Annotated in this window: 3 protein-coding genes and 1 pseudogene; 1 reads left to right on the forward strand and 3 read right to left on the reverse strand. The window is 45.0% G+C overall.

Translation table 11 applies throughout. The features are described from left to right. Positions 1-257, forward strand: a 257-nt coding sequence (locus F6K38_RS35015; protein ID WP_287359705.1) for an FG-GAP repeat protein, incomplete at its 5' end; no start/stop codon positions are given. Positions 258-825: 568 nt separating this feature from the next. Here F6K38_RS35015 and F6K38_RS35020 read toward each other — a convergent pair. The 3 genes and pseudogenes from F6K38_RS35020 to F6K38_RS35030 form a co-directional block, all read right to left on the reverse strand. Further along, the gene (locus F6K38_RS35020) at positions 826-2,352 is read right to left on the reverse strand and encodes a DEAD/DEAH box helicase (RefSeq protein WP_287359706.1); all 1,527 of its coding nucleotides are present in this window, start codon (positions 2,350-2,352) and stop codon (positions 826-828) included. Positions 2,353-2,697: 345 nt separating this feature from the next. Next, a complete protein-coding gene (gene pgeF / locus F6K38_RS35025) occupies positions 2,698-3,483 on the reverse strand; it encodes a peptidoglycan editing factor PgeF (protein WP_287265204.1) in 786 nt (261 codons plus the stop codon). A 202-nt stretch (positions 3,484-3,685) separates the two neighbouring features. Further along, positions 3,686-4,861, reverse strand: a pseudogene (locus F6K38_RS35030) (WD40 repeat domain-containing protein); the annotation flags it as partial.

The following is a 4,861-nucleotide window of genomic DNA, read 5'->3' on the forward strand; positions in this document are numbered from 1 at the left end:
GGGCTGTAAACATTATCTACGGTTCCGTCTTTGGCTTGACTACTACTGGTAATCAGTTTTGGAGCCAAGCTAGTTCTGGCGTTAACGATATAGCTGAGGAGTACGATAACTTTGGATCTAGCTTGGCAGTGCAGGACTTCAATGGGGACGGCTACGATGACTTAGCCATAGGAGTTCCTGGTGAAGACCTCGGAGGTATTCTCGATTCTGGTGCTACTAACATCCTCTATGGCTCAGCAATCGGTCTAGTTGTATAGAGCAGCCGGTTTATAGCAGTATTTAGCTAGCAAGCTAAGAGTGTAGTCAGATGGTCAGATAGGGAGTCAGATCAGCAACTGGCGTACCCCCCCTTATTGTAAGGGATCCCTAGTTTCCACTGGCCTGACAAGGTGCGGAGCGAGGTCTATATTAAACAATAAAGCAGTTCCAACGGTATAGATTTAATGCTTACCGAGGACTGTAACCTAAGGGTAGCATTCGGGGGATAAGACATGAACCCCGAATGCTCGATTTTTCGTTCACGTGGCGGCTCGTAACGAGCATCCCATAGCCTCTCCTAGGTTGAATCCCATCACAAAAATTCGATCCTACCTTCCGCACTTCAAAATGAAAATGTAATACCTAAACATTACAAGAGTCAGGTGTCTTGATAGTGATCAGCAGGACACCTAGTTTTTTCTGAGTAATAATGCCTGAGCGGGGCTTGCGATCGCATCTGGTTTGAGACCTGGTAAGTTCGATACCTGGTGAGAGGGGTGTTGATACCAATTTTCATTCATAGCTAGCACCCCATCACCAGATCACCCTATCACCTTTTGAGAAATACTAAAACTCATCATCCTCATCTCCCCACTTCCCCTTGGACTCAGCCGCCCTGGGGCTACTCCTAGGCTTGACCTGATAACCCTGCTCTGGCAAGAGCTCCAACTGCTTACCGGTCTTCGCCCGTTCGGGCTGTTTGCGCCTTCGCGGTTCATTCTTGCTACCACCACCATGGCGACGCCAAGAGGTCCGTTCTTCAGAGGTATCCTCCGCTACCACTTCATACAATAACGCCACCTTCTCCCCATCTTTACCTTTACGCAATACCCGACCCAAGCGCTGGATATACTCCCGAGATGAACCGGTCCCTGATAAGATAATCGCTACTCGCGCATCGGGTACATCGACTCCCTCATTCAACACATGGGATGCCGCTAAACAGCGATACTCTCCTTCCCGAAATCGCTTCAAAATATCATGACGCTCTTTGACTGGAGTTTGATGAGTAATCGCGGGAATCAATAACTCTTGAGAAATGCGATAAAGTGTAGCATTACCATTGGTAAAAATTAACATCTTCTCTGGGTAATGCTGAGCCAGTAAATCTAGCAAAATCCTTAATTTTCCATCGGTACCCAAAGCAATTTCCTTGGCCTCCCGGTGAGCTAACATGGCACGGCGTCCACTTTGCGATCGCGCACTTGCCATCACAAAGTGCTGCCAACCTTTAATACTGCCGAGATGAATGTTAGAGGCTCGCAAAAAATCATTGCGCAACGTCATGCAATAATTATAGCGATCGCGTTCTTTTTGGGACAGCTTGACCTTAATCTGAATTACCTTATGGTCAGCTAGGGCCAAACCCGCCAATTGATCAGGGCTTTTCCGATAAACCTCCGGTCCAATCAAACCATTAAGATCCCAATGACGGCCATCGGAGCGGTCTGGGGTTGCTGTCAGTCCTAACCGATAGGGTGCGATCGCATATTCCGCAATCACCTTATAAAAATCCGTAGGTAAGTGATGACACTCATCAAAAATCACCAAAGCGTACCGATTCCCTAAGGTTTCCGCATGAATAGTGGCACTATCATAGGTGGCGATCAGGATAGGCGTGCGATCGCGAGAACCACCCCCCAACACTCCCACCTCCACATCTGGAAAGGCTGCCTCCAGTTGAGCATACCACTGGTGCATTAAATCTAGGGTTGGTACCACAACTATGGTACTACGAGGAGTGTCTTGCATTGCCAACTGTGCCAGATAAGTCTTACCTGCTCCGGTTGGTAGCACCACTACCCCTTTACGACCGGCTTGCTTCCATGCCAATAGAGCTTCCAGTTGATGGGGATAAGGTTCCATCTCAAAACTAGATACTAGTGGCAGAGGCACAAATTCCCTAGCATCATCAATAAAATCAACCTTGTCTCTGAGTAAGCTTTCTACCAGAGGACGATAGTGAATTCCTCTAATCCGAAACTTTTCTACCCGATCATCCCAAGTCGCATACTCCACCCAAGCTTTACCCCTCGGTGGTGGATGCAAAATCAGAGTTCCCCGGTCAAACGTTAATCTAGGGGTGCGTGGCATGAACTTAAGGACGTTTCTTTGCTATTGTCGTACCGGTTCCGTTGCATTCAGCCGTCAGCCGTCAGCAGTCAGCCTTTGGATCACGCTGCTTGAGGTGCTTTCCATAACTCAGCATTATTCGAATGCTTACTTGTTTTCTTGATGCAAAGCGCGAGTGGGGGAAACCCCCGCAGGTCGGTAATGGTGCGCTTGACCCGTAATTAAATTCGCCACGGGTCGCACCTCTGCATGGCTTATTAAAAAGCTGTTCGGTGTAGCTTCCTAATAGCCCATAAGCACATCAAGTAGCACAACCTGTAGTGCATTAGCTGATAGCTGATACGCGACACGCTGATAGCTTACGCTTCAATAGCTAATAATACCAGACCACTGAACTTTCTTAAGTTGATTACGGCGATAGGAAAAAAAACGCTCCGGTTCAGAGTAAGTGCAGTGGGGTGCGATCGCAATTTGTTCTGAATCAATGCCCAATTGTTCCAACTGTAAGACATTCACTCGCCGCACATCCAAGCGTACTCGTCCGGGTTTCGGGTCCTCTAATATTGGGGAGTCGTCTAGCTGCTGCAAAACCCCCATAATTGATTCAGTGGTATTCCCTTGATCAGTAGATACAATACTAGCTCCCACTTCAGCCGCCACCGTTTCTGATACCTGATAGCATTCCCCTGTAATTGCTGGACCGAGAGCAATGCGTAAATTTTCTTTACGGCTACCATTGTTTAGCAATCGTGCGATCGCATTAGGAACAATCTTTTGAGCAGTACCCCGCCAGCCCGCATGAATTGCTGCTACCTGTCCCGTTTCGATATCCCCAATCAGTAAGGGCGTACAATCTGCCGTACAAACCCAAACACCTTGGTTAGCTTCCTCACTTATAATACCATCAGCCGGTGGTTTATCGGAGTCTGGCTCACCGTTTTGGGTACTTTCAATTTCCCCAGGAGTCAGTACTGTATTGCCGTGGACCTGTTTAACTCGATACACCTGGGCATCAGGCTGGAGTACATCGACCATTTCTTCAGGAGAACGGGGAGAAAATGCTGAGGAAAAGAAGCCGTGATTCCATTGCTTCAATAGGCTACTCGTTAAATAGGGCAAATTGTTCCAAGTGTGCCAGTGCCAGGTATGCATTTAAATTTTATTAACGGTTTACACTTTACAGTTTACAGCTTAGACTTTACACTTTATCCTTTAAGCTGTTGTGCATTTCAATTAGATATTATTTAGTTATCAAAAAAATAAAACTCTTTACCCCTGCTCCCTGCTCCCTGCTCCCTGTTCCCTTGCTCTCATAACCTAAAATTTTAAATTAACACCAGCTTACTGTCATAAATTAAGGCAACTTCCAAAGTTTAATACTATCATCTCTACTCCCACTGACTAAGGTTTTTCCATCGGGACTAATCGCCAGAGAACTCACCCAGTTTGTATGACCAGTGAGGGTATTTTTCAACTCACCCGTTTCTAAATTCCAAACCTTAATGGTATTATTAGCACTACCACTAACCAAGGTTTTACCATCTGGGCTAATCGCCAGAGAATGAACATAGTATATATGTCCAGTCAAGGTATTTTTTAATTCACCAATTGTTAAATCCCAAATCTTAATATTACGGTCTAGACTACTACTAAATAATGTTTTACCATCAGGACTAATGATTATAGAAACAACGGAATCTCTATGACCGGTGAGGGTCTTTTTTAGATTACCTGTATCCAAATCCCAAATTCTGATCGTATTGCCCCCATTACCACTAACTAACGTTTTGCCATCAGGGCTAATCACCACCGAACTAACCCAATTCGTTTCCCCCGTTAAGGTTTGTTTAAGCTTACCCGTCGGTAAATTCCAAACTTTGATAGTTTGGTCATAACTGCCACTTACTAACGTTTTTCCATCGGAACTAATCGCAACAGAACTAATAAAACCCTGATGACCAGTAAGATTCTTTTTCAGCTGACCCCTTTTCAAATTCCAAATCTTGATAGTGTTGTCATCGCCACCACTAGCAATATTTTCTCCATCAGGAGTAATAGCGACAGAATAAACATTACCATCATGGCCATTAAGAGTTCTAACTAACTCACCTTTCGGCAAATTCCAAATTTTTACAGTATGATCATTACTACCACTTACCAAATATTGATTATCAGGACTTACCGCAATAGAACGCACTGAGTTACTGTGTCCACTCAGAGTAGCTTTGAGGTAGGTACTGCTGGGGAAACCAGCAATCAAAAAACTTAGATTAGACGGAAAGGTTTGATAGCGAAAATATCCATATCCTTGAGTAATTAATCCTAGAGATAATAAAGAAAATCCTCCCATCATAACTTGTTTTTTTAACTGGTCATTTTGTCTGAATGACGTTAAAAAATTCAGAAAAGACTCGTGATAATTAGACGTTGATTGAGAGGGATTAGCAGAGGGCGCAGACTGAAGCTCCAACACCTCCAAAACTTGGTCTACAGACTGATAACGGTGCTGATAGCTTTCTGGGAGCAGCCG

It is taken from the genome of Moorena sp. SIO3B2, assembly GCF_010692525.1.
GTDB lineage: Bacteria > Cyanobacteriota > Cyanobacteriia > Cyanobacteriales > Coleofasciculaceae > Moorena > Moorena producens.